This window comes from Variovorax sp. OV329 (genome assembly GCF_900114785.1).
Lineage (GTDB): Bacteria > Pseudomonadota > Gammaproteobacteria > Burkholderiales > Burkholderiaceae_C > Variovorax.
Genome location: NZ_FOUG01000028.1, coordinates 1 through 22803 on the forward strand (window position 1 = coordinate 1; position 22803 = coordinate 22803).

At 68.6% G+C, this 22803-nt stretch carries 21 protein-coding genes; 12 read left to right on the plus strand and 9 right to left on the minus strand.

The features are described from left to right. Positions 1–180 precede the first annotated feature (180 nt). The 3 genes from BM345_RS27950 to BM345_RS27960 all read left to right on the plus strand — a co-directional run bounded on the left by BM345_RS27950 (position 181) and on the right by BM345_RS27960 (position 2479). Positions 181–1080 (plus strand): LysR family transcriptional regulator, encoded by a 900-nt coding sequence (locus tag BM345_RS27950; RefSeq protein ID WP_093386674.1) that lies wholly within the window; start codon positions 181–183, stop codon positions 1078–1080. Between the two features lie 161 nt (positions 1081–1241). Next, positions 1242–1970 (plus strand): cytochrome c oxidase assembly protein, encoded by a 729-nt coding sequence (locus BM345_RS27955; protein ID WP_175545182.1) that lies wholly within the window; start codon positions 1242–1244, stop codon positions 1968–1970. Then, positions 1967–2479: a CopD family protein gene (locus tag BM345_RS27960; RefSeq protein WP_093386779.1), complete on the plus strand. Its 513-nt coding sequence runs from the start codon at positions 1967–1969 to the stop codon at positions 2477–2479. The genes BM345_RS27955 and BM345_RS27960 overlap by 4 nt, the downstream gene beginning before the upstream one ends. On the opposite strand, the gene BM345_RS27965 is transcribed toward BM345_RS27960, so the two are convergent. Beyond that, positions 2443–2949, minus strand: a complete 507-nt coding sequence (locus BM345_RS27965) for a DUF2231 domain-containing protein (protein WP_093386777.1) — start codon at positions 2947–2949, stop codon at positions 2443–2445. The genes BM345_RS27960 and BM345_RS27965 overlap by 37 nt on opposite strands. Before the next feature lie 33 nt (positions 2950–2982). On the opposite strand from BM345_RS27965, the gene coxB reads away from it, so the two are divergent. The 3 genes from coxB to BM345_RS27980 are packed head-to-tail and all read left to right on the plus strand — an operon-like array spanning position 2983 to position 6571. Further along, positions 2983–3702 carry a cytochrome c oxidase subunit II gene (coxB, locus tag BM345_RS27970; protein ID WP_217654040.1) on the plus strand — a complete coding sequence of 240 codons (720 nt, stop codon included), beginning with the start codon at positions 2983–2985 and terminating at the stop codon, positions 3700–3702. Next, positions 3699–6236, plus strand: coding sequence for a cytochrome c oxidase subunit I (gene ctaD / locus BM345_RS27975; RefSeq protein ID WP_093386678.1), 2538 nt, complete (start codon positions 3699–3701; stop codon positions 6234–6236). Before coxB ends, ctaD begins: the two co-directional genes overlap by 4 nt. After that, positions 6233–6571, plus strand: a complete 339-nt coding sequence (locus BM345_RS27980) for a hypothetical protein (RefSeq protein WP_093386681.1) — start codon at positions 6233–6235, stop codon at positions 6569–6571. The genes ctaD and BM345_RS27980 overlap by 4 nt, the downstream gene beginning before the upstream one ends. Positions 6572–6625: 54 nt before the next feature. On the opposite strand, the gene BM345_RS27985 is transcribed toward BM345_RS27980, so the two are convergent. Together BM345_RS27985 and BM345_RS27990 are read right to left on the minus strand one after the other, a co-directional pair. After that, positions 6626–7603 (minus strand): Bug family tripartite tricarboxylate transporter substrate binding protein, encoded by a 978-nt coding sequence (locus BM345_RS27985; protein WP_093386684.1) that lies wholly within the window; start codon positions 7601–7603, stop codon positions 6626–6628. 106 nt (positions 7604–7709) lie between these two features. Next, complete coding sequence (locus tag BM345_RS27990) at positions 7710–8798, minus strand: tartrate dehydrogenase (protein ID WP_093386687.1); 1089 nt, start codon at positions 8796–8798, stop codon at positions 7710–7712. 116 nt (positions 8799–8914) lie between these two features. Here BM345_RS27990 and BM345_RS27995 point away from each other — a divergent pair, with 116 nt between their 5' ends. Then, positions 8915–9853 carry a LysR substrate-binding domain-containing protein gene (locus tag BM345_RS27995; protein ID WP_093386690.1) on the plus strand — a complete coding sequence of 313 codons (939 nt, stop codon included), beginning with the start codon at positions 8915–8917 and terminating at the stop codon, positions 9851–9853. 3 nt (positions 9854–9856) lie between these two features. On the opposite strand, the gene BM345_RS28000 is transcribed toward BM345_RS27995, so the two are convergent. Genes BM345_RS28000 through BM345_RS28010 form a run of 3 tightly spaced genes read right to left on the minus strand, consistent with a single transcriptional unit; the run spans position 9857 to position 12431 of the window. Next, a complete protein-coding gene (locus BM345_RS28000; protein ID WP_093386693.1) occupies positions 9857–10393 on the minus strand; it encodes a hypothetical protein in 537 nt (178 codons plus the stop codon). A gap of 27 nt (positions 10394–10420) precedes the next feature. Then, entirely contained in the window at positions 10421–11425 is a 1005-nt protein-coding gene (locus tag BM345_RS28005; RefSeq protein ID WP_254790034.1) for a DMT family transporter, read from the minus strand. Positions 11426–11474: 49 nt separating this feature from the next. After that, complete coding sequence (locus BM345_RS28010; RefSeq protein WP_093386696.1) at positions 11475–12431, minus strand: DUF5996 family protein; 957 nt, start codon at positions 12429–12431, stop codon at positions 11475–11477. 144 nt (positions 12432–12575) lie between these two features. Between BM345_RS28010 and gltS the strand changes: the two genes are divergently transcribed. Next, positions 12576–13790 (plus strand): sodium/glutamate symporter, encoded by a 1215-nt coding sequence (gltS, locus tag BM345_RS28015; protein ID WP_254790035.1) that lies wholly within the window; start codon positions 12576–12578, stop codon positions 13788–13790. 18 nt (positions 13791–13808) lie between these two features. Here the strand turns inward: gltS and BM345_RS28020 are convergent, their stop codons facing one another. Next, positions 13809–14309 carry a pyridoxamine 5'-phosphate oxidase family protein gene (locus BM345_RS28020; protein WP_093386698.1) on the minus strand — a complete coding sequence of 167 codons (501 nt, stop codon included), beginning with the start codon at positions 14307–14309 and terminating at the stop codon, positions 13809–13811. A 171-nt stretch (positions 14310–14480) separates the two neighbouring features. On the opposite strand from BM345_RS28020, the gene BM345_RS28025 reads away from it, so the two are divergent. Continuing rightward, the gene (locus BM345_RS28025) at positions 14481–17270 is read left to right on the plus strand and encodes a hybrid sensor histidine kinase/response regulator (protein ID WP_175545183.1); all 2790 of its coding nucleotides are present in this window, start codon (positions 14481–14483) and stop codon (positions 17268–17270) included. A 6-nt stretch (positions 17271–17276) separates the two neighbouring features. Here BM345_RS28025 and BM345_RS28030 read toward each other — a convergent pair whose 3' ends face one another. Continuing rightward, complete coding sequence (locus BM345_RS28030; RefSeq protein ID WP_093386704.1) at positions 17277–17951, minus strand: MarC family protein; 675 nt, start codon at positions 17949–17951, stop codon at positions 17277–17279. Between the two features lie 13 nt (positions 17952–17964). Next, positions 17965–18831 (minus strand): glutathione-dependent disulfide-bond oxidoreductase, encoded by an 867-nt coding sequence (gene yghU, locus BM345_RS28035; protein WP_093386706.1) that lies wholly within the window; start codon positions 18829–18831, stop codon positions 17965–17967. Positions 18832–18931: 100 nt separating this feature from the next. On the opposite strand from yghU, the gene trkA reads away from it, so the two are divergent. The 3 genes from trkA to BM345_RS28050 all read left to right on the plus strand — a co-directional run bounded on the left by trkA (position 18932) and on the right by BM345_RS28050 (position 22792). Next, complete coding sequence (trkA, locus tag BM345_RS28040) at positions 18932–20377, plus strand: Trk system potassium transporter TrkA (protein ID WP_093386709.1); 1446 nt, start codon at positions 18932–18934, stop codon at positions 20375–20377. Between the two features lie 16 nt (positions 20378–20393). After that, positions 20394–21860, plus strand: coding sequence for a TrkH family potassium uptake protein (locus tag BM345_RS28045; protein ID WP_093386712.1), 1467 nt, complete (start codon positions 20394–20396; stop codon positions 21858–21860). A gap of 119 nt (positions 21861–21979) precedes the next feature. Further along, complete coding sequence (locus BM345_RS28050) at positions 21980–22792, plus strand: response regulator transcription factor (protein ID WP_254790036.1); 813 nt, start codon at positions 21980–21982, stop codon at positions 22790–22792. Positions 22793–22803: the final 11 nt, after the last annotated feature.

Here is a 22803-nt window from a genome sequence, read left to right on the forward strand (position 1 = left end):
CAGGCAAGCCAGCCGCCCAGAACAGCCAAGCTGCTCATCTCCGTGCTCCTGCTCTTGCTGTCCCCGTAGGGAGGGAGGCATCCATTACATCTCCTGTGAATGCCCGAATGATGGGCGCCCGCAAGACATTCATCCAATGTATTTCCTCCATTCCAGATTTATCGTCAACAATACTTCTGAATGCGATACGACCTCAACCTGCTGCCCATCTTCGTGGCCTTGTTGGAAGAGCGCAGCGTGACGCGCGCTGCGGACCGCCTGGGCATGACCCAATCGGCGCTGTCCAACGCGTTGACGCGCCTGCGCGCCATGCTGCAAGACCCGCTGTTCATCCGGGAGCGCTACGGCATGCGGCCGACACCGAAGGCTGAAGCGCTGGCACCCGCGCTGACATCGGCCTTGGCTTCGCTGGACGCCGTGGTGCTCGGGCAGCAGGCCTTCGACCCGTCGCGGGCCGACCAGCTGATCACGATCGCGCCGAACAGCTACGTGGAATTCGTGTTCGTGCCGGCCCTGGCGGCGCGGCTTCGAGAACTGGCACCCGGAATCCGCCTGCGCACCCTGCCCTTCGGCGCCGACATTGCCGCGACGGGTGTCACCTCCGGCACCACGGCCATGGTGCTTGGCCGCATCACCGATGCACCTGACAACCTGGTCGTGCAGCAGGTGGCGGAAGACGGCCTGGCCTGCGTGGTGCGTGCCGACCATCCGAAGGTCGGCGCCAGGATCACCAAGGCGCAGTACGAGCGCATGAAGCATGTGAACCTCATGCCGGCGGGAGGACGCCTGCGCGCAGGGCTTTTCCAGGCCCTGGAGCGGGGAGGGCTCAAGAGGGACGTCGCGGTGACGGTCACCCACTTCATGTCGATCCCCGAGATCGTCGCAGCCACGGACTACTGTGCGACGCTTCCGAAGCTGATCTGCCGGCGCCTGGCCGGCGATGCGAGGTTGAAGGTGTTGCCTGCGCCGGTCGACCTGGGTACTTTTCCGATGCAGATGGCCTGGCACGTGCGCTATCGCCACGACCCCGCGCATGTCTGGTTGCGCACCCTGGTCGCGGATGTGGCTGCGTCCCTGTAAGCCGAACGTCTGCCCAGGACGCCATGCGGCCTGACGCGAGGACGGCCGCGCGCCCACCACGCGCAATCAAAGCGTTCGACGAAGACCGATGCCTCTGCTAGGATTTTTCGGAGAACGATTGGCCCCGCATCCCGACAGTCCATGGCGAAAGGACTCAGGTCATGACGAATGCTGTGTTCGCTTATTGCGGCCCGCCCGCTTTCCCGGATGAGCTCTGGACACGCTGGAATCCCGATCCGCTGCTGCTCGCGGTGCTGGCCGCGCTGGCGTTCCTGATTGCTCGCCGCGCCGCCGAGCCCCGTGCCGGATGGGGCGCCATGGCGCTCGTGGTCCTGGTCTTCATCTCGCCCCTGTGCGCGCTGTCGTCGGCCCTGTTCTCGGTGCGCGTGCTGCACCACGTGATCCTCGTCGGTGCCGTCGCACCCTTGCTGGCATTGGCGTTTCCCTGGCGCGGCGCCGCGCGCGTGCCACTGGCGATGCTGGTGGCCGTGCATGCCGTGGTGCTGTGGCTCTGGCACGCGCCGGGGCCCTATGGCTGGGGCCTTGCGAGCGTACCGGCCTACTGGCTCATGCAGGTCACGCTGCTGGGCAGCGGCTGGCTCATGTGGCGCGCGATCCTCGCGCCGGCTGCGCACGGTGGGCCGGCGCTGATCGCGCTGGCAGTCACGATCGGGCAGATGGGCCTGCTGGGTGCGCTGCTCGTGTTCGCCACGGTGCCGCTGTACCCGGCGCACTTCGCAAGCACGCTGGCCTGGGGCTTCACGCCGCTGGGCGACCAGCAGCTCGCCGGGTTGCTGATGTGGGTCCCGGCCATGCTGCCCTATCTTGCAATAGGTCTATGGCTCGCATGGGCCAGCCTGCGGCCCTCGCCGGCCGAGGCCGCCCTGTGACGACGCTGCTCAAGTTCGTCCACCTGGCAGCCATCGCCATCTGGTCGGGAGGCCTGCTGGCCCTGCCCTACCTGTTCTGGCAAAGGCGCACGCTGGCAGCCGGCACCGAGCTCGACCGCCTGCACCGCATCGTGCGGCTGGTCTACGTCGAACTCACGTCGCCGGCCGCATTCATCGCCATCGGCAGCGGCACCGCATTGATCTTCCTGCAGGCGACCTTCGAGGAGTGGTTCTCCATCAAGATGCTGCTGGTGGGCATCATGGCGATGCTGCACGTGGTGGCCGGGCTGGTGATGCACCAGCTGTTCTCGCCGCGGGGCCGCTTCGGCGGCTTTTCCTTCGTGGCGCTGTCGGGCACCTACGCGGTGCTGATCGTCGCGATCCTGTGGGTGGTGCTGGCCAAGCCGCACATCGATTCGAACCAGTTCGCGGCGCACCTGTTCGAGCCCGGCGCGCTCTCACGCCTGTGGCATCAGTTCTTCGGCGACACCAGGATGCCGATCCCATGATCGAACACCAGCTTGCCGCCGTGCCAGCCCGCGAAGCCGACCATGACGGAGGCGAGCACCGACAGCACCAGGCCGTGCGGCAGCACCGAGGCGGGGTCGGTCAGGCGCAGTCCCCAGCTTGCACCCGCGATGGCGACCAGGGTCATGGCGGCGATGGCGTGCGACCAGCTCGCCTCGTGCAGCCGAATGCCGCGCACCAGCAGCAGCTCGCCCGTGCCCACGATGCTGGCCGCCACGCCGCTCCAGAAGGCCATGCCGGCGGCCCACAGGCCGGCGCGCAGCCAGAACGGATCGCCGCTCCACCAGTAGAAGACGTCGACGCCCAGCGTCGCCACCACGAAGGCCACGGGGAAGTGCACCAGCATCACGTGGATCGGATGCCCGACCAGCGCAACCTTGGAGCCGACGTCGAGCCGCTCGAGTTCGAGCAGCACCTCGCTGCGCGCGCGGGGGGTGTCTTGCCTTGCCATGCGGACCCTTCCTTGCCTCGGATGATGCGGGCGATGCGCGGCCATCCTAGCCGCTCGCGCGCCGCGCTCCAAGCCGTGTCGCCGGTGGCCCTGCTCGCGCTGGCCGGCTGCAAAGGTCCGCTGTCGACCCTGCATCCGGCAGGGCCGGCGGCGCACTCCATCGCCACGATGTGGTGGGTGATGCTGATCGGCGCGGCCGTGCTGTTCCTGCTGGTCGTCGGCATCTTCGTACTTGTGGTCCGGCGCCCGGGCTGGGACTCGAGCGTGTCGCCCGCGCGGTGGATCGTGCTCGGTGGCCTGGTGCTGCCGGCCTTCGTGCTGCTGCCGCTGCTGGCCTACGGGCTGGTCACCGGCGAGCGCCTGCTGCCGCTGCCAGGCAGCCAGGCGCCGCAGCGCATCGAGGCGCAGGCCGCGCAGTGGGAATGGACCTTCCGCTACCCCGCCCATGGCGGCGTCCAGACCCGCAACGTGCTGCTGCTGCCGGCAGGCACGCCGGTCGACATGGTGGTGACCAGCAAGGACGTGATCCACGCCTTCTGGGTGCCGCGCCTGGCCGGCAAGATCGATGCGGTGCCTGGCAAGGTCAACCGGCTGCGAATCCAGGCCGACCAGCCCGGCCGCTACGAAGGCACCTGCGACGAGTTCTGCGGGGTCGGCCATGCGGGCATGCGCTTCGCGGTCATCGTCCACCGGCCGGAGGACTTCCAGGCCGCGATGGCCCAGGCGCTGGCGGCACCGGAGGCAAGGCAATGACCGGCCCCGTCGACCCGAAGCCGCAACGCGGCCGCGCGCTGCGCCTGCACCGCCAGCTGGACAGGATCTGGGCCACCGGCCCGGGCTGGCAGCGGCTTGCGGCGGTCAACCACTCGGTCATCGGGATGCGGATGTTCATCACATCCTTCGTCTTCTTCCTCATCGCCGGCGTGCTGGGCATGCTGACGCGCGTGCAGCTCGCCTCGCCGCGCTCGGCCTTCCTCGATGCCGAGACCTACAACCAGGTCTTCACGGTGCACGGCTCGATGATGCTGTTCCTCTTCGCCATCCCGATGGTGGAGAGCTTCGCGGTCTACCTCACGCCCAAGATCCTGGGCACCCGCGACTTCGCCTTTCCGCGGCTGACCGCCTACGGCTACTGGTGCTACCTCTTCGGTGCCACGATCGTCACCGTGTCGCTGATCCTGGGCGTCGCGCCCAACAGCGGCTGGTTCATGTACACGCCGCTGAGCTCCAACGTGTACACGCCCGGCGTCAACGCGGACATCTGGCTGCTGGGCATCACCTTCGTCGAGATCTCGGCACTGTCGCTGGCGGTGGAGATCACGGTTTCGGTGCTGAAGATGCGGGCGCCGGGCATGTCGCTGGACCGCATGCCGATCTTCGGGTGGTACATCCTGGTCACGGCGCTGATGATGCTGGTGGCCTTTCCGCCGCTGATCCTGGGCTCGATCCTGCTGGAGCTGGAGCGCGCCTTCGGCCTGCCCTTCTTCGACCCGACCCGCGGCGGCGACTCGCTGCTGTGGCAGCACCTGTTCTGGCTGTTCGGGCATCCGGACGTCTACATCATCTTCCTGCCGATGGCGGGCGTGCTGTCGACCCTGATCCCGGTGTTCGCCAACCGGCGGCTGGTGGGCTACCGCGCGATCGTGGTCGCGATCATCGCGCTGGCCTTCCTGAGCTTCGGCATCTGGGTGCACCACATGTTCACGGTAGGCATCCCGCACCTGGCGCTGGGCTTCTTCTCGGCCGGCTCGGCCATCGTCGCGGTGCCCACCGCGGTGCAGATCTTCGCCTGGCTCGCGACGCTCTCGCACGGCCGCCCGCGCTGGGGCATGCCGATGCTCTACATCTTCGGCTTCTTCTTCGTCTTCGCGATGGGCGGGCTCACCGGCGTGATGCTCGCGATGGTGCCCTTCGACTGGCAGGCGCACGACACCTACTTCGTAGTCGCGCACATGCACTACGTGGTGGCCGGCGCGCTGGCCTTCCCCATGCTGGCGGCGCTGTACTACTGGCTGCCCTTGCTGACCGGGCGCACTGCGGTCGAGCGGCTCTCGGTGCTCGCCTTCTGGCTGATCTTCATGGGCTTCAACCTGACCTTCTTCATGATGCACCTGACCGGGCTCATGGGCATGCCGCGGCGGGTCTTCAGCTACCGCGGCGACGAGGGGTGGAACTGGCTCAACCTGCTGTCGTCCGTGGGCAGCTTCGTGATGACCATCGGCTTCGGCCTGCTCATCATCGACCTGGTGGTGCAGCTGCGCCACGGCCGCCGCGTGCGGCGCGACCCCTGGGGCGGCACCACCTTCGAGTGGGCGATGAAGATGCCGCCCGCCTCCTATGCCTTCGCCTCGATTCCGCACGTGGGGCCGCAGACCGACGCCGCGCCCATGGGCGAAGTCGCGCTCTCGCTCGCGCGCGGCGAAGGCTACCTGGGCTCGACCCGCCACGGCTGGCAGGAGACCCTGGGCGTGCACGTGACAAGCGGCAAGCCGGAGCAATTGATCGTGCTGCCGAACCCGACCTACCTGCCCCTGGTCACGGCGCTCGTCACCTGCGGCGTGGTGCTGGGTTTCCTGATCAAGGCCTACTGGGTGTCGCTGGGGCTCGCACTGCTCACCTTCGGCCTGTTCGTCTTCGCTGGCCGGCATGCGGGCCTGCCGCGCGACCACGGGCCGCTGCCGGTGGGCCTCGGGGTTTCTGTGCCGCCGCACACCGAGGCGGCCAGCCCGCCCGCCTGGCTGGCGCTGATCTGCGCGCTGATGGCCAACGGCACGCTGTTCAGCTCGCTGGTGTTCGGCACCTTCTACCTCTGGCTGGCCGGTGCCGACTGGCAGAAGATGCAGGCGCCCTCGCCCAGCCTGCTGGCTGCCCTGGGGACCCTCGCCTGCCTGCTCGTCGCCGCGGCGGCGTCGCGCGGCTCGCTGAAGGCCGTGACCGGCGGCGGCAAGGCATCGGGCTGGATGGCGCTCGGCGCCCTCGCGCTGGTCGCAGCGGCGACCGGGGCCATTCAGATGATCCTGGGCGTCACGCCGCATCCGCGTACGCACGCGCTGGGCGCCACGGCCTCGGTGCTGCTGGGCTACGTGGCGCTGCATGCGGGCGCCGGCCTGCTGTTCCTGGCCAGCAACTTCCAGCGCGTTCGCAATGGCTACATCTCGCGCCGCCGTTTCACCGACCTGCGGCTGACCCGGCTGTGGCTCGACTACACGCTGGTGACGGCGGTCATCGCGGTCGGCCTGGTGCTGTCGCTGCCGGCCCTGGTGGGCGTCCTGGGGGTGCGGCCATGAACGCGGTGACGGTGCCGCCGCGGCGCGCCGGGTGGCTGGCGGCCGGCTTCGTCGTCTGGTGCATCGCGCTGGTGGCGCTGTACGCGCTGCATGCGATCGGCTGCGGCTTCGGCTGGTCGGCAGGCACGCTGCGCTGGAGCTTGATCCTCGTCTTCGCCGCGCACCTGGCGGTGATCGGCTGGATGTGGGGCAATTTCGCCCGCGCAGCGCCCGGCCCGGAAGCCGGCGCAACCGGCCTCTTCCTCCACATGGCGATCGTCTGGGCGACCATCGCCGCATTCGCGAGCACCGTGCTCGCGCTCGGGCCGCCACTGCTGCTCACGACCTGCATCTGAGCGGCGCAAGCCGATGAACCGACCCTCGCTCGCGGGACACGCCCGGACGCGCGCTCACTCGATGGCGACCTTGGCATCCTTGACCAGTTTGGCGTACTTGGCGGTGTCGTCCTTGATCTGCGTGGCCATCTGCGCCGGCGTGTCGCCCACGGGCTCGGCACCGATCTCCTCCATCCGCTTCTTGAACTCGGGCGACTGCATGATCTTCACCATCTCCGCGTTGAGCTTGGCGACCACTTCCTTCGGCGTTCCGGCAGGCGCCAGGATGCCGAACCAGGTGCCCTGGTTGAAGTCCTTGATGCCGGATTCGGCCAGCGTCGGAACGTCCGGCAGCGTGCTGGAGCGCTTGTCCGTGGTCACGGCCAGGGCGCGCAGCTTGCCACCCTTGATGTGCTGCACCAGTGGCGTCAGGGTGTCGAAAGACATGTCCACCTGGCCGCCCAGCAGATCGGTGGTGAGGGGCGCACTCCCCTTGTAGGGCACGTGCAGCAGTTCCACGCCGGCAATGCCGGAGAACTGCGTGCCGATCAGGTGCTGGACCGTGCCGTTCCCGTTGGAACCGTAGGACAGCTTGCCCGGCGACGCCTTGGCCAATGCAATCAGGCTCTTCACATCGGTGGCCGGCGACTTCGCGTTGACGACCAGCACGTTGGGCACCAGCGCGACCGTGGTGATGGGCGCGAAGCTCTTCTCGAAGTCGTAGGGCAGCTTCTTGTACACGCTGGTCGCGATCGTATGGTGCACGGCGCCCATGAGCAGCGTGTAGCCGTCCGGCTTCGCCTTGGCGACATAGTCGGCGCCCACGGTGGCCCCGGCACCCGGCCTGCTTTCCACGATCACCGGTTGGCCCAGGCTTTGCGAGAGCGGCGTGGTGATGGCCCGCGCCAGCGAATCGGAACTGCCGCCCGGCGGGAAGGGCACCACCAGCGTGATCGGCTTCGCCGGCCAGGCCTGCGCGCCGGCGAGCGATGCGCAGAGCCCGAGCGAGGTGGCGGCAAGGACGGTGCGAGCACGGATGTTCCGGGTTTTCATGGCTTGTCTCCTTATGGGTATGTCGCGCAGACGCGCATCGCGCGCGCCCGCGAATCGATTCAGGCAGAGGAGCCCTGGCCGCCGGTCGGCGCCAGGGCGGCGGACCTCAGGCCGCCTTGCGCTGGGCGCGGCCCACCACGAACTCGCACATGGCCTTGGTGACCTGCGCAGTCGTTGCCTTGCCGCCCAGGTCGCCGGTGTGCAGCGTCTTGTCGGCGGTGACCTTCTCGATGGCTTCCATCACGCGCCTGGCGGCAGCCGCCTCGCCCAGGTGCTCCAGCAGCATCACGACCGACCAGAAGGTGCCCACCGGGTTGGCCAGGCCCTTGCCCATGATGTCGAAGGCCGAGCCGTGGATGGGTTCGAACATGGAGGGATAGCGGCGCTCCGGGTCGATGTTGCCGGTGGGAGCGATGCCCAGGCTGCCCGCCAGCGCGGCGGCCAGGTCGCTCAGGATGTCGGCATGCAGGTTGGTGGCGACGATGGTGTCCAGCGTCGCTGGCTTGTTGATCATGCGCGCCGTCGAGGCGTCGACCAGTTCCTTGTCCCACTTGACGTCCGGGAACTCCTTGGAGACCTGCAGCGCGATCTCGTCCCACATGACCATCGCGTGGCGCTGTGCGTTGCTCTTGGTGATCACCGTCAGCAGCTTGCGGGGACGCGACTGGGCCAGCCTGAAGGCGAAGCGCATGATCCGCTCGACACCGGCGCGGGTCATGATCGACACGTCGGTGGCGGCCTCGATCGGGTGGCCCTGGTGCACGCGGCCGCCGACGCCGGAATACTCGCCTTCGGAGTTCTCGCGGACGATGACCCAGTTCAGGTCCTCCGGACCGCAGCGCTTGAGCGGGCTGTCGATGCCCGGCAGGATGCGGGTCGGACGCACGTTCGCATACTGGTCGAAGCCCTGGCAGATCTTCAGGCGCAGGCCCCACAGGGTGATGTGGTCGGGAATGTGCGGGTCGCCGGCCGAGCCGAACAGGATGGCGTCCTTGTCGCGGATGGCCTCCAGGCCGTCGTCGGGCATCATCACGCCGTGCTCGCGGAAGTAGTCGCCGCCCCAGTCGAAGTTCTCGAACTCGAAGCTGAAGCTGGCGCCCGCGGAAGCCAGCGCTTCCAGCACTTGCTGCCCGGCGGGCACGACTTCCTTGCCGATGCCGTCGCCGGGGATGGTTGCAATCTTGTAGGTCTTCATGGCTTGTCTCCGTTGAGTGGTGCGGGGGGGCGTAGGCAGACTGTAGGCACTCGACAGCATCTGCACACGCCACTAAAGTGAATCCATCGTTAACCTGAATTCAACGGTGAGCTGCGATGGCGAGCGCAATCCTTCCGGCCGACATCGGCTTCTTCTCCGTCCTCGCCAGCGCCGGCAGCCTCAGTGCTGCCGCCCGGGAACTGGGCGTGACCACGCCGGCGGTCAGCAAGCACCTCGCGCTGATGGAATCCCGGCTGAAGGTCCTGCTGGTCAACCGCTCGACGCGCCGCATGAGCCTCACGCCCGAAGGCGAGGTGTACCTGGAACATGCGCGCCGCATCCTGGCGCAGATCGACGGCATGGAGGAGGTGCTGGGCGTGTCCAAGGCCACGCCCAGGGGGCTGCTGCGAGTCAACGCAACCCTTGGCTTCGGGCGCAGCCACGTGGCGCCGCTGATCTCGAAGTTCGTGCGCAAGTATCCGGACGTGGAGGTGCAGTTGCAGCTCTCGGTGAACCCGCCCGCGCCGACGGAGGACCTGTTCGATGTCTGCGTGCGCTTCGGAGCGCCGCCCGACAGCCGGGTGATCGCCCGGCGGATCGCCGCCAACCGCCGCCTGCTGTGCGCGTCGCCTGCCTACCTGGCCAGGCGGGGCACGCCGCGGGTGCCCAACGACCTGGGCAAGCACAACTGCATCGGCATCCGCCAGGGCGAGGAGGCCTATGGCACGTGGCGGCTCGCCAGCGGGCGGGGGCGTAGCGCGATCACCGAATCGGTCAAGACGCGCGGCAACCTGGCCACCAACGACGGCGAGATCGCCGTGAACTGGGCCCTGGATGGCCACGGGATCCTGATGCGCGCCGAATGGGACATCGGGCGCTACCTGCGCAACGGCCGCCTGGTGCAGGTGCTGCCGCAGTACGCCACGCCGGACGCGGACATCTATGCGGTGTACCCGCAGCGCCACCAGCTGGCGGCTCGCGTCAGGGCCTTCGTGGACTTCCTGGCGCTTTCCTTCGATCGCCAGGCCGCCGCCGCGGGGCCATCCCACCCGTGACGCCTACCGCTTCGGCATACCCAGAATGCGCAGGATGTGCTCATCGCGCACTTCGAACTCCGGCACCTGCAGGTCGGGCCGTTGCAGCAGTTGTGCGTCCTGGTCCACGTACTGCTTGATCGCGCGGCCCGCGTAGTCCCATTCGCCGAAGCGGCAGGGGTCGTGGTAGCCGCCCTGCCAGGGGCGCGCGGGCGCATAGCGGTCCGCGCCCCTGGGCGCATGTTCGACCTCGCAGCCGTCGGCGGGATTCACCAGGGAGTGGACGAAGAACGATGGACGCCCGGCGATCTCGCGCCGGCCCCAGGTGTGGACGGTCTGCGCCTGCAGGTCGTCGAACATGGCGTCGGTGGTTCGCACCAGCGTCAGCGGCACGCCCTGGAAGCTGTAGAACTTCGGGCTGCCCGCCGGAATCGTTGCCAGGTCGATGTCCAGGTAGGCCGGGCCCTTGTGTTCGAGCCCCGTCATCCAGTGGACCAAGGCCACCCACGCCCCCGTGGCAAGCAGGAAGGCGATCAGCAGCAGGACACGGCGCAGGGTCATTCGCGTGCCGACCCGGCCTGTCCGGGCCTATCTCTCTTGCCTTGCGCCCGTTGGCGCCGCGGCGGCGCGGGCAAGCGAAGCCGACGGCTGGCCGCCTGGCGCCGGCTCCTTGGTCACCAGCCAGATTCCCCAGCACACCAGCGCCAGCGCCGCGGCGTAGCGCCACTCCAGGATGCTCTCGTTCAGGAACAGGGCCGACAGCGCCACGCCGAACACCGGCACCATGAAGTTGAAGGCAGTGACCATGCTCACGCGGTTGTACTTGAGCAGCAGGCTCCAGATGGAGATGGCGAGCGAGGACAGCACCGCCATGTAGGCCAGCAGCGCCGTCGACGCCGGGTTGAAGCCCGATAGATGCCCGCCGGTGGCATAGCCGCCGACGAGCAGGGCCGCGCCGCCGATGAGCAATTGCAGCCCCGTCATCACGATCGGATCGATCCCCTGGGAAACGCGCTTGCCGTAGATGCTCGCGGCCGCCAGCACCAGGGCGGCGATGACGACGAAGCCTTCGCCCAGCAGCGTGAACTCGAAGGACGGCAGGCCGCCCCAGCCCGCGCCGAAGTTGACCACCATCACGCCCAGGAAGCCGACCACGCAGCCGGCCATCTTGTTGAAGCTCAGGCGGTCGTTGTGATAGATGAAGTGCGCCAGCAGCACGCTGAAGAAGGTGCCGGTGGCGTTCATGATCGAGCTCTTCACGCCGGTGGTGTAGGCCAGGCCGATGTAGAAGAAGACGTACTGCAGCGTCGTCTGGGTGAGCCCCAGCAGCGCGATCTGCCCCAGCCCGCGGCGCGTGAAGCCGCCCAGGCGCTGCCCGCTGACGAGGGCGTAGACCAGCAGGATGGCGCCGGCCAGAAGGAAGCGCCAGCCGGCGAACACCAATTTGGAGGGAACGTCCGAGGCGGTGATGTCGAAGAGCGCATAGCCGCCCTTGATCGCCGGAAAGGAGCTGCCCCAGAGCACGCAGCAGAACAGGGCCAGCAGGAAGACGAACTTGCGGTCGGTGAGGATGGGGTGATCGGCAGAAGACAAGGACGGGACTCGGAACGCGAAAGACGCAGCCGCCCGATTGTCCCCCACCTCAGCCGTGCACCGCCCTGGGCCTGCGCGGCACGCCCATGCCGCACTCCAGGCCGCTGTCCCAGCCCGCCAGCTGCGACGCGGCGCGGTAGGTGGAAGACAGGAACTCCAGCAAGGCCGCGTCCGGGTCCGCGGCCGTGCGCACCGCTTCGTAGGGAAGCATCCATTCGCCCAAAGCGTCGCTCCAGAACGCCGCGGACGGTCCCACGGCCGCCTTGCCGAAGTCCGGTGGCGTCGGGTAGCCATAGGAGAAGAAGGCGGCATGCGGATAGGCCTCGTTGCCCGGCCAGAAGCCGGCGCTGCTGACCTCATGCGAATAGGCTTCGCGCGTGACCGGGTCCGGCAACCCGGGGAAGCCACCCGGATGCACAGGCGCGCGCCGGCCGGAAAAGCGCGTGACCGCCAGGTCGAAGCTGCCCCAGAAGAAGTGCACCGGGCTGCACTTGCCCAGGAAGCCGGTGCGGAACACCTTGAACACGCGGTCGGCCTGCAACAGCGCGCGCCAGAAGCGATGCACCGCTTCTGCATCGTAGGAGGCGTGCACCTCGTCCACTGGAAAGCGGATGGGCGACGGCAGCTCGTTGGGCAGGGTGTTGATGGCGACCTCGAAGCCGGCCGCCTTCAGCTCGTCCATCAGCCGGCCGTAGAAGGCGGCGACCGACATGGGCTCCAGCGCGAAGCCGCGATCGGGCCCGTCGGAGCTTCGAATCACCAGCCGGTGGTCGACGAAGTCGAACTCGATGTCGACCATGCCGCCCCCGGCGTGGATGGCCGATGTGCCCAGGCCGCGCGCGCCGACGTACAGCGGCACCTGCCATCCGTGGTTGAGCCAGGGCGAGAGGCTCAGGCGCACCTTGCCGACGATCTGGGTCCACAGGTGCAGGGTCTGCAGGCTGTCACGCCACCCGGGGTAGTCGAGCACGGGCCAGGCAGGGGAAGAGGAATCGGCGTGCGGCATCTTGGCTCCTTCTTGCTGCCGCACTCTACTCGCCCACCCTCGCCCTTGCATGACAGGCACGCGCTGCGCTGTTCACGCCGCGCAAGACCGGCTAGGCTCGCGGCTCGCCCCGCCTGCGGGACCGACGCACTCACGGAGCACGGCTTGCCGCAAGACATCCACTTCGACGGATACATCAGCTTCACGCTGGCGATCCTGCTGCTTTTCGTGGGCAAGAGCTGCACCCGGCGCTTCGAGATCCTGCAGCGCTACAGCATTCCCGAGCCGGTGTTGGGCGGGCTGGTGTGCATCGCGGTGGTCAGCGCGCTGCACGCCATCCTCGGGATCAAGGTGGACTTCCAGCTGGGGGTGCGCGACATCCTGCTGCTGTATTTCTTCGCCGCCATCGGCCTGGGCTCGGACGTGCGCACGCTGGCCCAGGGCGGCAAGCCGCTGGCGATCCTGCTGGCGCTGGCCGCCGCCTTCATCGTCGTGCAGAACCTGCTGGGCATGGCCGTGGCCCGAGGCTTCGGGCTCGATCACCGGGTGGGCCTGCTCACCGGCTCCATCTCGCTGACCGGCGGCGTGGGCACCACGCTGGCCTGGGTGCCGCACTTCGTGAACCAGTTGGGCATCGGCAACGCCGAGGTGATCGGGCTGTCGAGCAACATGGCCGGCCTGATCGCGGCCTGCAGCATTGGCGGGCCCATCGCCACCTTCCTCATCCGCCGCCACGGCCTGCAGTCCTCGGACGAGGCGAAGCTGGGTGTGGGCGTGCGATACGAGGACGAAGAGCGCACGCGACTGGACTACAACAGCGTGCTGCTGGCGCTGTTCTGGCTCAACGCGGCACTGATCCTGGGCCGCGGCATCAGCGACCTGATCGAGCTCACGGGGCTGCGGCTGCCGGCCTTCGTCGGCAGCCTGCTCGCCGGCATCCTGCTGCGCAACATCACTTCCACCTTCAGCCGCCAGAAGGGCCAGCTGTGGCATTGGGACCGCATGCGGGCCGGCGTGGCGCTGGTGTCGGACATCTGCCTGGGCGTATTCCTCACCATGGCGCTGATGGGCCTGCAGCCCTGGCAGATGCAGGGCGTGGCGGGCTTCGTGCTCACGGCGCTGGTGCTGCAGGTGATAGTCGCAATCGCCTTCACCGTGCTCGTCGTTTTTTTCTTCATGGGCCGCGACTACGAGGCCGCGGTGATGTCCGCGGGCTTCGGCGGCATCGCGCTGGGCTCCACCGCCACGGCGATCGCCAACATGAGCGCCGTCACCCGCGAGCACGGCGCCGCGCCTCGGGCCTTCATCGTGGTGCCGCTGGTGTGCGGGTTCTTCATCGACCTGGTGAACGCGCTGGTCATCGGGTTCATGGCCCGATGACGAAGCGGCCGCCGGCCCTCAGGGGTTGGCCAGCTTCCGGTGCTCGCTCATGTCCTTGGGCGGCTCGCCGGTGACGGCGCTGGCGGCCATCTTCAGCAGCTGCACGACCTTGGTGTCCTTGGCCTGCCACAGCTCGGCCTGCTCGATGTGCACGGCCAGCAGCCCCAGGTTGGGGTCCTCGGCACCGCCGGGGAACCAGGCCTTCGCGATGGTGTTGAACAGCGACTTCTTCAGCGCCTGGTCCTCGCTCATCGATGCCTTGCCGGACACCGACACGTAGTCGTCGTCGTCAACGTTGGCGTAGGCGAGGTTGACGTTGGCGTCGGTGAGCACATGGCGGGCGACATCGCCGTCCTTCTGCACGAAGAAGTAGAGCATCGAGTCATCGCCCAGCTCCTTGTTCTGCGTGGTCAGCGGCTGGCTGTGCAGCTGCCCGCTGCCGTGGCGATGCGTCAGCATCGCGAACTTGGTGCCGGAGATGATCTTCCACAGCTTGTCCCTGGCGTCGTCCTTGCTCATGCGTAGCTCCATCGGTTTGAAACGGAGCTTCACCTTAGTGGCGCCCGGCCGGCCACCCTGTGCAGTCGCGCGCCCAAGTCATGTAGGCGGCCGAGCCGTCGGGGAATGCGCCATGCCCCACGGCCCCGCGTCTGGAACAGAATCGCGTCCAACATCCACTTTCGAGGCACCATGGCGAGCATGCAGTTGCACGACCCGTCACCGGACTTCCTGCAGGGCGGCGGCGAAATGGGCGCCCTGATGCGCGCCTTCGACTGGGCCGCCACACCCCTGGGCCCGACCCACGCATGGCCCCAGTCCCTGCGCACCGTGATCCGCCTTCTGCTGAACACCGGGCATCCGATGTACGTGTTCTGGGGGCCCGAGCGCACCGGCCTCTACAACGACGCCTACCGGCAGTCCATCGGCCCCGAGCGCCACCCGGGCTCGCTGGGACGCCGGGCCTTCGAGGTGTGGGAGGAGATCTGGGACGTGATCAATCCCCAGATCGAGCAGGTGATGGCCGGCGGCGGCGCCACCTGGCATGTGAACCAGCTGGTGCCCATCACCCGCAACGGGCGGCTGGAAGACGTGTACTGGACCTACAGCTACAGCCCCATCGACGACGAGGCCGCGCCCGGCGGCATCGGCGGCGTGCTGGTGCTGTGCACCGAGACCACCGCGCAGGTGCAGGCCGAGCGCCGCCTGGCGGACGAGCGCAACCGGCTGGCCCAGGTCTTCGACCAGGCGCCAAGCTTCATGGCGGCGCTCGACGGGCCGGAGCATCGATTCCAGATGATCAACCCCGCCTACACCACACTGGTGGGCGGGCGCCAGGTACTCGGCCGAACCGTGGCGCAGGCGCTGCCGGAAGCCGTGCAGCAGGGCTACGTCGAACTGCTGGACCGCGTGTACACCACCGGCGAGGCCTATGTGGCGAACGCCGCGCGCTACGTGATCCAGGACGAAGGCGAGCCCCCCGTGGAACGCTTCGTGGACTTCGTCTACCAGCCGGTGAAGGATCCCCAGGGCAAGGTCAGCGGCATCTTCGTGCAGGGCGCCGACGTGACCGAGCGAAGCGCGGCCGAACGCTCGCTGCGCGAGAGCGATGCGCGCTTCCGGGCCGCGCTCAAGGCCGGCCGCATGGGCTCGTGGGAGACCGACTACGGCGCCATGACCCGCTACTGGTCGACCGAGGGCATGGAACTGTTCGGGCTCAACCTGCCCGACGGCCGTGGGCAGGTGGGCGGTCCGCAGGACGAGTACGTGGCCGCCCTGCACCCGGAGGACCGGCACCTGGCGGCGCACTTCCGCCGCCTGGCGGACCAGCAGGACACCTTCCAGGCCGAGTACCGCATCGTCCGGCCGGACGGCACCGTGCTGTGGCTTTCGGGCCGCGGACAGGTGGCGCAGCGCGCGCCGGACGGCCGGGCGCTGCGGCTCATCAGCATCATGGGCGACGCCACCGAGCGCAAGCGCGCCGAAGACTTGCTGCACGTGGAGCACGAGCGGCTGGAGATTGCGCTGAGCGCCGGCAGCATGGGCGCCTACGACATGGACCTGCGCCAGGGGGTGCTGTGGTGGTCGCCGCACACCTACGCGCTCTTCGGTGTCGATACGGCCAGCTTCGTGCCCACGCCCGAGCGCGTGCTGGACCTGCTGCATCCGGACGAGCGGGAAGACTTCATGCGGCTGCGGGCCCAGGCCATTGCCGAGCACCGGCCCTTCGTGCACGAGTTCCGCATCGTGCGGCCCGACGGCTCCGAAGCCTGGCTGAGCCACCGGGGCCTGGCGCAGTACGACTCGCAGGGCCAGGCGGTGCGCAACTACGGCATCACCATGGACATCACCGAGCGGCGGCGGGCCGAAGACCGGCTGCGCGACGCGGACCAGAAGAAGGACCGCTTCATCGCCGTCCTGGCCCACGAACTGCGGAACCCGCTGGCGCCCATCCGCAATGCCGTGGAGGTGATGCGCCGCCTCAAGCCCGATGCCCCGGCGGGCCGCTTCCACGACATCATCGACCGGCAGGTGCGGCAGATGGCCCACCTGCTGGACGACCTGCTCGATGCCTCCCGCCTGAGCCGCGGCGAACTGCGCCTGCGGCTGCAGCCCCTGCTGCTGGAGCAGATCATCGGGCAGGCGGTGGAGATCGCGCAGCCCCACATCGATGCCGGCGGCCACGCGCTGGTGCTGCAGCCAGCCGAGGAGCCGCTGCACATTTCCGGCGACCTGACGCGGCTGGCGCAGGTGTTCTCCAACATTCTCATCAACGCGGCCAAGTACACGCCGCGCCAGGGCGCCATCTCGCTGGCCTGCGAGCGGCGCGGCCAATTGGCGGTGGTCACGGTCACGGACAACGGCGTGGGCATCGAGGCCGCCGACACCGAGCGCATCTTCGAGATGTTCACCCAGCTGCATTCCGACACCGGCCTGCCCCGCGGCGGCCAGGGCATCGGTCTGGCGCTGGCCCGTGGCCTGGTCGAGCTGCACGGCGGCACCATCGCCGCCAGCAGCGGCGGTCGCGGACAAGGCAGCCGCTTCGAGGTGCGCCTGCCACTGATGCTCTCGCGCCGCGAGGCCGCCACGGACGTCTTCACCGTGACGGCACCCGAGCGGCAGCACCGCATCCTCGTGGTCGACGACCTGGCGGATTCGGCCGACAGCCTGGCCGAGGCGCTGCGGGGCCTGGGCCAGCACGTGGACGTGGCCTACAGCGGCGAAGCGGCGCTCAGCCGCGTGGAATCGGTTCGGCCCGACATCGTGCTGCTGGACCTGGGCATGCCCGGCATGGACGGCTACGAGGTCTGCCGGCGCCTGCGCGGCACGCCGGCGGGGCAGCAGCTGCTCATCATCGCCCAGACCGGCTGGGGCCAGAAGCACGACCGGGAGCGGACCCACCAGGCCGGCTTCGACCACCACGTGGTCAAGCCGATGGACCTGGGCGAGCTGCTGGCGCTGTTCCCCCGCGCCGGCGCCTGAGCGCCGCTACTGGAACAGCGTCTTCGCGCCGGTGGTCGCGATCTGCAGGCCCACGCAGAAGATGAAGAAGGCGATCAGGCGGTTGACGATGGCATCGCCACGCGAGCCGATGTAGTTCCGGATGCGCTGCGTGTTGAGGTAGAACACATAGACCAGTGCGCACATGACGACCACGGCGACCATGATCGCACCCATGTGCAGCGCCTGGATGGCCAGGTCGGTGTCGGCGCCGTGCGCGCTCAGGGTCAGCAGCACCGAGACCGTTCCGGCGCCGGTCGTCAGCGGAAAGGTCAGCGGGAAGAACAGCTGGTCGTCCAGGTCGCGGTGCTGCGCCGCGAGCACTTCGCCGCCGCCCCCGGCCTTGGTACTGCTGCTACTGCCGCTGCCCGAGCCCAGCATCTCCCAGCCCGAGCGGCAGATCATGATGCCGCCCGCCAGTTGCACCACCGGGATCGACAGGCCGAAGAGCTTGAGGATCCACTGCCCCACCAACAGGGTGACGGTGCAGATGCAGAAGGCATACAGGGTGATCAGGCGCACCGCCCGCTTCTTGCCCGCATCGTCCAGCCGCGAGAGGTAGGGCAGCACCACGAAGGCGCTGCCGACCGGGTTGACCACCGGGAACAGCGCGACGGCGCTGATGAACACCAGGTGGATGAAGTTGTGGAATTCTGCCGCCATGTGCAATGGCCGGCTAGGACTTGTCCTGCGTCCGGGTCTGGAAGTCGCTTGCGTCGTGGCGCTCGTGCAGCTGGCTGGACGGCTCGCCCCAGGTCCGGTTGACCATGCGGCCACGCTGCGCCGCCGGCCGCTTGGCGATCTCGTTCGTCCAGCGCGTCACGTGGGTATATTCCTGCACCTGCAGGAACTCGCCGGCCTCGTAGAGCTGGCCCTTCGCCAGCGCGCCGTACCAGGGCCACGCGGCCATGTCGGCGATGGAGTAGTCGTCGCCCGCCAGGTAGGCGCTTTCTGCCAGGCGCCGGTCCAGCACGTCGAGCTGGCGCTTGACCTCCATGGCGTAGCGGTCGATGGCGTACTCGATCTTCGTGGGTGCATAGGCGTAGAAGTGCCCGAAGCCGCCGCCCAGGAAGGGCGCGCTGCCCATCTGCCAGAAGAGCCAAGACAGGCATTCGGCGCGCCTGGCTCCATCGGCCGGCAGGAAGGCGTCGCCGAACTTCTGCGCCAGGTACATGAGGATCGCCCCGGACTCGAACACCCGCACCGGCTGCGCGCCGCTGCGGTCCATCAGGGCCGGGATCTTCGAATTCGGATTGACCGCCACGAAGCCGCTGCCGAACTGGTCGCCCTCGTTGATGCGGATCAGCCAGGCGTCGTACTCGGCGCCGGCGTGGCCGAGTTCCAGCAGCTCCTCCAGCATCACCGTGACCTTCACCCCATTGGGCGTGCCCAGCGAATACAGCTGCAGCGGATGGCGGCCCACCGGCAACTCGTGCTCGTGCGTGGGGCCCGCGATGGGGCGGTTGATGTTCGCGAAGCGCCCGCCGTTGTCCTTGTTCCAGGACCAGACGGCGGGCGGTGTGTAGGACGTGGCGTCGTTCATGCGGCGATCTCCGGGATTCGGATGGCGACTGTAGCCGTACTTCCCATGGCCCCGCATGCGGCGCTTCGGCGTATAACCCGGAGCCGCAAGAGGCCCTCAATTGAAAATCATCATCCTCGGTGCCGGCCGGATCGGCGAAAGCGTGGCCGGCACGCTCGTGTCGGAGCGCAACGACATTACCGTCATCGACACCGATGCGGCACGCCTGCGCGAACTCGAAGAGCGCTTCGAGCTGCGTGGCGTGGTGGGCAGCGGCATCGAGCCCGAGGTGCTCATCGAGGCCGGCGCGCGCGACTGCGACATGCTGATCGCCTGCGCCGCGCAGGACGAGACCAACCTGGTGTGCTGCAAGATCGCCCACCAGGTCTTCGGCATCCCCACGCGCATCGCGCGCATCCGCTCCAACGCCTTCAAGGACGACAGCCCGCTGATGGGGAAGGACGGCTTCGCGGTCGACCGGGTGATCTGTCCCGAGGAATCGCTCACGCGCTACATCGGCAAGCTGGTGGAGTACCCCGAGGCGCTGCAGGTGCGCGAATTCGCGGGCGGCCTGGCCTGCCTGGTGTCGGTGCGCGCGGTGGCCGGCGCGCCGCTGGTGCGCCACAGCATCGCCGAGCTGCGCAAGTACGTGCCCGACGCCGACATGCGCATCGTGGCCATCTACCGCCGGCTGGACAACGAGCCCGACCGCTTCATCGTCTGCGAGGGCCAGACCCTGATCGAGCCGGGCGATGAGGTCTTCGTTCTGTCGGCGCGCGAGCACCTGCAGCAGGTGCTGTCGGCCCTGCACCGCTACGACCGGGCCGAGCACCGCGAGGTGCAGCGCATCATGATCGCCGGCGGCGGCCGCGTGGGCCTGCGGCTGGCCCGGCAGCTGCTGGAAACCGGGCGCAACTACCAGATCAAGGTGCTCGAGCGCAACCACCCGCGCTGCGTGCAGCTGGCCTCCGAGCTGCCCAGCCGCGTGCTGGTGCTGAACGGCGACGGCACCGACGAGGACCTGCTGGAAGACGAGGACATCGAGCACATCGACCTCTTCCTGGCGCTCACCAGCGACGACGAGGACAACATCATGGCCAGCCTGCTGGCCAAGCGCCTGGGCGCGCAGCGCGTGCTGGCGCTGATCAACCGGCGCAGCTACGCCGACCTGATGCACGGCACGCAGATCGACATCGCCCTCTCGCCGGCGCAGACCATGCTCGGCGAGCTGCTGGCCTTCGTGCGCCAGGGCGACGTGCAGGCGGTGCACAGCCTGCGCCGCGGCGTGGCCGAGGCGCTGGAGATCGTGGCGCGCGGCGACCGCAAGACCTCGCGCGTGGTGGGCCGCAAAATCTCGGACATTCCCCTGCCCAAGGGGGCGCAGTTCGGCCTGGTGATGCGCGGCCTGCCCGAGGCCGGCGAGGAAGCCGCCACGCCGGCGCAGGTGATCATCGCGCGCGGCGACACCGTGATCGAGAGCGACGACCACGTGGTGATCTTCGTGCCGCGCAAGCGGCAACTGCGCGACGTGGAAAAGCTGTTCCGCGTCAGCGCCACCTTCTTCTGAAGCAGCGGCCAGCTTCATGAGCGCCTTCTTCCCGGTGCTGCGCGTGCTCGGCGCGCTGCTGACCTTCTTCTCCCTGGCCACGCTGGTGCCGGGCATCGTGTCGTGGGCGAACGCCGACGGGCTGGGCCATGTGTGGGCGATCTCGGCGGCCATCTCCCTGGCCTGCGGGGCCGCGCTGTGGGGCGGCCTGTACCGCTACAAGCGCGAGCTGCATCCGCGCGACGGCATCTTCCTGGTGTCCTTCACCTGGTTGCTCCTGCCGCTGTTCGCGACCCTGCCGCTCATGTGGTCGCTGGCCGTGATCGGCCGGCCCATCGACTTCACGCACGGCTACTTCGAGGCGGTGTCTGGGCTCACGACCACGGGCGCGACCGTGCTGGTGAAGCTGGACGAGCTGCCGCTGTCCATCAACGTGTGGCGCACCTTCCTGCAGTGGCTGGGCGGCATGGGCATCCTGGTGCTGGCGGTGGCCATCCTGCCGCTGCTGGGCGTGGGCGGCAGCCAGCTGTTCCGCGCCGAGGTGGCCGGCCCCATCAAGGACAGCAAGCTCACGCCGCGCGTGAAGGAAACCGCCAAGGGCCTGTGGGGCATCTACGCCAGCTTCTCGCTGGTGTGCTTCCTGGCCTACTGGGCCGGTGGCATGTCGGCCATGGACGCGCTGATGCACATGTTCGCCACCGTGAGCCTGGGCGGCCTTTCGTCGCACGATTCCAGCTTCGCGCATTTCGCCTCGCCGGTGCTCGAAGGCGTGGCGGTGGTCTTCATGCTGGCCGCCAGCTGCAACTTCGCGCTGTACTTCATCGCCATGCGCAAGGGCCTGTGGGGCGGCTTCTGGCGCGACCCGGAGCTGCGCGCCACGCTCACCGCGCTGATCGGCGGCGGCTTCATCGTCGCAGCCGTGCTGTGGTTCAAGGGCGTCTACGGGCCGGTGGACGCGCTGCGCCACGGCATGTTCCACGCCATCTCGGTGGGCAGCACCACCGGCTTCGCCACCGTGGACTACCTGCACTGGCCGGCCTTCGCGCCGCTGTTCATGCTGCTGCTCTCGGGCGTGGCGACCAGCGCGGGCTCGGCCGGCTGCGGGATCAAGATGGTGCGGGTGCTCATCCTGGTGAAGCAGGCGCGCCGCGAGATGACGCGGCTGGTGCACCCACGCGCGGTGCAGCCGGTGACGCTGGGCAACATGGTGGTGGACCACCGCGTGATCTTCTCGGTGCTGGCCTTCATGCTGGTCTATGGCGTGACCGTCATCTCGCTGAGCATGCTGCTGGTGCTCACCGACCTGGACCCGGTCACCGCCTTCAGCGCGGTGCTGGCCAGCGTGAACTGCACCGGCCCGGGGCTGGGCACGGTCGGACCCTCCGGCAACTTCAGCGGGCTGACGGATTTCCAGATGTGGGTATGCACCTTCGCGATGGTGCTGGGGCGGCTGGAGATGCTGAGCTTCATCGCGCTGCTGACGCCGTCGTTCTGGCGCAAGTAGCGCTGCGGCGGGCACGGCGCCGCGAAAGCCCGTCGCGAATCGGGTCATCCCTCACCCGGCGCGCACCGGGACCGGCACAATGGGCCCACAAGAATATGGAGACATTGCCGGTGCCCCCCGTGAATCCCCCCTCGGCCGCCTCTTCGCCATCTTCGGCGACGACGAGCCCACCCCCCATCCGCGTCCTGGTCGTCGACGACCAGGTGCTGATCCGCCGTGGCATGAGCCTGCTGCTGGACGCCGCGCCCGACATCGAGGTGGTGGGCCAGGCGGCAGACGGCGTGGAAGCGGTAGCGATGGCCACGCAGCTGCAACCGGACGTGGTGCTGATGGACCTTCACATGCCGCGCAAGGGCGGCGTGCTGGCCACGCGCGAGATCGCGGCTGCCCTGCCCCACACCCGGGTGATGGTGCTCACCACCTTCGACCGCGACGAGCTGGTGTTCGATGCCGTGCGCGCCGGCGCGCAGGCCTACCTGCTCAAGGATGCCTCGGAGGACGAGGTGCTGGACACCGTGCGCGCCGTGCATCGCGGCGAATCGCGGCTCACACCGCAGATCGCCCGCAAGGTGATGGACCAGTTCCGCCTGCTGGCCAACCGGATCGCGCAGGAGCCGCAGGCGCAGGATTCCGGCGGGCAGCACCACGTGGCCGCGGAAGTCAGCACCACGTCATCCGCGCCGCCGGCCGCGCAGGCCCCTGCCGCCCCTTCCCCGCTCGCTCCCGACCCGTTGACTGACCGCGAGGCGGCCGTGCTGGAACTGATCGCCAAGGGGCAGAGCAACCGGCAGATCGCAACGGCGCTGCACCTGGCGGAGGGCACGGTGAAGAACCATGCGAGCCGGATCATGCAGAAGCTGCATGCCAACACCCGCACGGAGTTGGCGGTGCTGGTGCTCGCGCGGGGCAACAGCAGGCGAGACGGGGGCTGAGCAGGCAGCGG

Excerpts from the sequence above, each read along its gene's own strand:
- BM345_RS27950 (WP_093386674.1), top strand. The coding sequence starts at position 181 with ATGCGATACGACCTCAACCTGCTGCCCATCTTCGTGGCCTTGTTGGAA.
- BM345_RS27955 (WP_175545182.1), top strand. The coding sequence starts at position 1,242 with ATGACGAATGCTGTGTTCGCTTATTGCGGCCCGCCCGCTTTCCCGGAT.
- BM345_RS27965 (WP_093386777.1), bottom strand. The coding sequence starts at position 2,949 with ATGGCAAGGCAAGACACCCCCCGCGCGCGCAGCGAGGTGCTGCTCGAA.
- coxB (WP_217654040.1), top strand. The coding sequence starts at position 2,983 with ATGCGCGGCCATCCTAGCCGCTCGCGCGCCGCGCTCCAAGCCGTGTCG.
- ctaD (WP_093386678.1), top strand. The coding sequence starts at position 3,699 with ATGACCGGCCCCGTCGACCCGAAGCCGCAACGCGGCCGCGCGCTGCGC.
- BM345_RS27980 (WP_093386681.1), top strand. The coding sequence starts at position 6,233 with ATGAACGCGGTGACGGTGCCGCCGCGGCGCGCCGGGTGGCTGGCGGCC.
- BM345_RS27985 (WP_093386684.1), bottom strand. The coding sequence starts at position 7,603 with ATGAAAACCCGGAACATCCGTGCTCGCACCGTCCTTGCCGCCACCTCG.
- BM345_RS27990 (WP_093386687.1), bottom strand. The coding sequence starts at position 8,798 with ATGAAGACCTACAAGATTGCAACCATCCCCGGCGACGGCATCGGCAAG.
- BM345_RS27995 (WP_093386690.1), top strand. The coding sequence starts at position 8,915 with ATGGCGAGCGCAATCCTTCCGGCCGACATCGGCTTCTTCTCCGTCCTC.
- BM345_RS28000 (WP_093386693.1), bottom strand. The coding sequence starts at position 10,393 with ATGACCCTGCGCCGTGTCCTGCTGCTGATCGCCTTCCTGCTTGCCACG.
- BM345_RS28010 (WP_093386696.1), bottom strand. The coding sequence starts at position 12,431 with ATGCCGCACGCCGATTCCTCTTCCCCTGCCTGGCCCGTGCTCGACTAC.
- BM345_RS28020 (WP_093386698.1), bottom strand. The coding sequence starts at position 14,309 with ATGAGCAAGGACGACGCCAGGGACAAGCTGTGGAAGATCATCTCCGGC.
- BM345_RS28025 (WP_175545183.1), top strand. The coding sequence starts at position 14,481 with ATGGCGAGCATGCAGTTGCACGACCCGTCACCGGACTTCCTGCAGGGC.
- BM345_RS28030 (WP_093386704.1), bottom strand. The coding sequence starts at position 17,951 with ATGGCGGCAGAATTCCACAACTTCATCCACCTGGTGTTCATCAGCGCC.
- yghU (WP_093386706.1), bottom strand. The coding sequence starts at position 18,831 with ATGAACGACGCCACGTCCTACACACCGCCCGCCGTCTGGTCCTGGAAC.
- BM345_RS28045 (WP_093386712.1), top strand. The coding sequence starts at position 20,394 with ATGAGCGCCTTCTTCCCGGTGCTGCGCGTGCTCGGCGCGCTGCTGACC.